At 63.5% G+C, this 2,113-nt stretch carries 4 protein-coding genes; all 4 read right to left on the bottom strand.

Annotated elements, in window-relative coordinates:
• The coding region (locus M3461_09915; GenBank protein ID MDQ3774652.1) for a hypothetical protein at positions 1 to 361 on the bottom strand (361 nt) is incomplete at its 3' end.
• Positions 362 to 571: 210 nt separating this feature from the next.
• Complete coding sequence (locus M3461_09910; protein ID MDQ3774651.1) at positions 572 to 1,387, bottom strand: ABC transporter permease; 816 nt, start codon at positions 1,385 to 1,387, stop codon at positions 572 to 574.
• Positions 1,384 to 1,665 carry a hypothetical protein gene (locus tag M3461_09905; protein ID MDQ3774650.1) on the bottom strand — a complete coding sequence of 94 codons (282 nt, stop codon included), beginning with the start codon at positions 1,663 to 1,665 and terminating at the stop codon, positions 1,384 to 1,386. Before M3461_09905 ends, M3461_09910 begins: the two co-directional genes overlap by 4 nt.
• Positions 1,619 to 2,113: hypothetical protein (locus M3461_09900; protein MDQ3774649.1), on the bottom strand; the 495-nt coding region annotated here is incomplete at its 5' end. The genes M3461_09905 and M3461_09900, both read right to left, overlap by 47 nt.

The raw sequence follows: 2,113 nt of genomic DNA, 5'->3' as shown, positions 1-2,113 counted from the left end.
GCCCTATGCACGCCTTAAGAGCTACGCGGTGCTGTAAACCAACACCTGAAGAGCGTAGTGCGGGAAATCCGCACGCTACGTTCTGTGGGAGCCGGGGGCGGGTGACCGCCTCCGGCGACCCGGTGGGGTGCCGGGTAACCGGCATCCCTACCGCGACCCGCGCCACGGCCGCCGTAACAAACTGCGTGACGGCGCAGTCGGAATACTCGATCTTGCGAGCGAGCGCTTCGACGACGCTTGGGCCGCGCGGCCCCTCGCCTTCGACCACTTTGTCGATGCCCGCATAACGAGGGGCACCCGGCACAAGCGGCTCGGAGGGGTCGCATGCGTTATAGAGCTGTTTGCGTCTGGCAAGATCCATGGTCCCTGCTATTGTTGCCAAGTCGACGTGCGAACGAGCCGGGTTTCTCTGGTGCGCCCATGTTTACGGGCTCCGGACCAGCGGTATCGAGGTCGCGCTCGCTCTCGAGCCGGACACACCGGCGGGAGCCTCCACAGTCTGGCGCTTCAGAGTCCCCCGCTAGCTGCCGGCGGCGGTCCCGGACGGGCGCGTCCGTTACCGACCTGCGCGCTATTCGCCGGCCTGCAATAGCAAGCCGCGTTCGCGCGCGTGCTCGAAGGCTCGCAGGAAAACGGCCGCCCCGGCGATGAGATAGACCACGTTCAGTGCCACCGCCCAGAGGAACATACCCGTGTCGAAGTGCCGATCGAAGAGGATGGCACGCATGCCCTCGAAGACATGGCTGGTCGGTAGGATCCAGGCGACGGGTTGCAGCCACTCGGGCAGGGTCGCGATCGGGTAGTAGATCCCGCTCACGGGGGCGAGGGCGAAGATCGAGGCCCAAGCGAGCGATTCCACCCCGAGGCCGTAACGCAAGAGCAGCGCGCAGATCCCGAATCCGATGGCCCAGCCGAAGACCAGGAGGTTGGTGAAGAAGCTTAGGAGCGGGAGGCCCATCTCGAAGATAGAGTAGTGGTACAGGGGGATGGCCAGAAGCGCCGCGGTCCCGACGCCGATGCATGTACGTACGACGCTGATGAGGACCAGAGACAGCGCCAGCTCGTAAGGCCTTAAGGGGCTCGCGAACAGATGGCCCAGGTGGCGGGCGAACAGCTCCTCCATGAAGATGACCGACACACCGAGCTGGGCGCGGAACAGGACATCCCACAGGAGCACGGCGGCGATGAGTACACCGGCGGCCTCTGCCACCCACGAGCTGTTGGTCACGAAGAAACGCGTGACCAGCCCCCAGATCACCATCTGCACCGTCGGCCAGTAGGCCTGCTCGACGATCCGCGGCCAGGAGCCGCGCAAGAGGTACAGATAGCGCAGGACCATGGCTCCGATGCGCTGGCCGGAAAACACGTGCTTCGGCAGTCTCATCATGTCGCCGTTGCTCGTGGCTTCTTGGCCAGCTCTTTGTCGGCCACCAGCACATAGGTGGCGACGGCGATCCATACCTGGCTTTTCACGGCGTTCGGAAGCACGGGTTCGTCAAGCAGTACGAGAAGTTCTCGACTTTCCTGCGCAATGAGATCTGCTCGAACAATCTCACGGACTTCGGGCTCAGGAAAGGCCTTGCCCATCTGGCCGCCGTGCGCGAGAAGTTCCTGGAGATCACCGACCGCTTCGCTGCCTTCCAGGCGCAGTGCTTGAATGTGCACGGTGACTTCCTATAGTAGTGGGTAAAGCGGCTGCGCTGCGGTGCGAGGATGCGGTGATTCGGGTCCTTCGTCGGATACTTCGGGACCGCACACCGGAAGCTCGGCCCTTGCTCCATGCTCTTGAAGATGAACCGGGATTACATGGATGTAATGCTTTTTGGAGGTACAGGATGAAGTACACACCAAAGCGCTCCCGCCGCTCCATTGAGCGTTGCCAGCGCCGGACATGCTCTTCCTTGCGCACCCCCTTCTCGCCCCACTCGATCGGCACCTCGTGATTGCGGGCGAAGGCCTCGACCCAGCCCTGATAGTCACCGGTGCGCCCCGAGAGCACCTCCTTGGTGACCGCCGCCACCCCGACCACCTCGCGGAAGAAGTACACGACCTGCTCGGGCCGCGACAGCCCGGACAGGTACCCATGGATGACAATGCGGTCGAAACAGTGGTA

The organism is Pseudomonadota bacterium, assembly GCA_030860485.1.
Classification (GTDB): Bacteria; Pseudomonadota; Gammaproteobacteria; order JACCXJ01; family JACCXJ01; genus JACCXJ01.
Note: the sequence above shows the minus strand (reverse complement) of the source record. Positions and strands in the feature narration are given on the sequence as shown.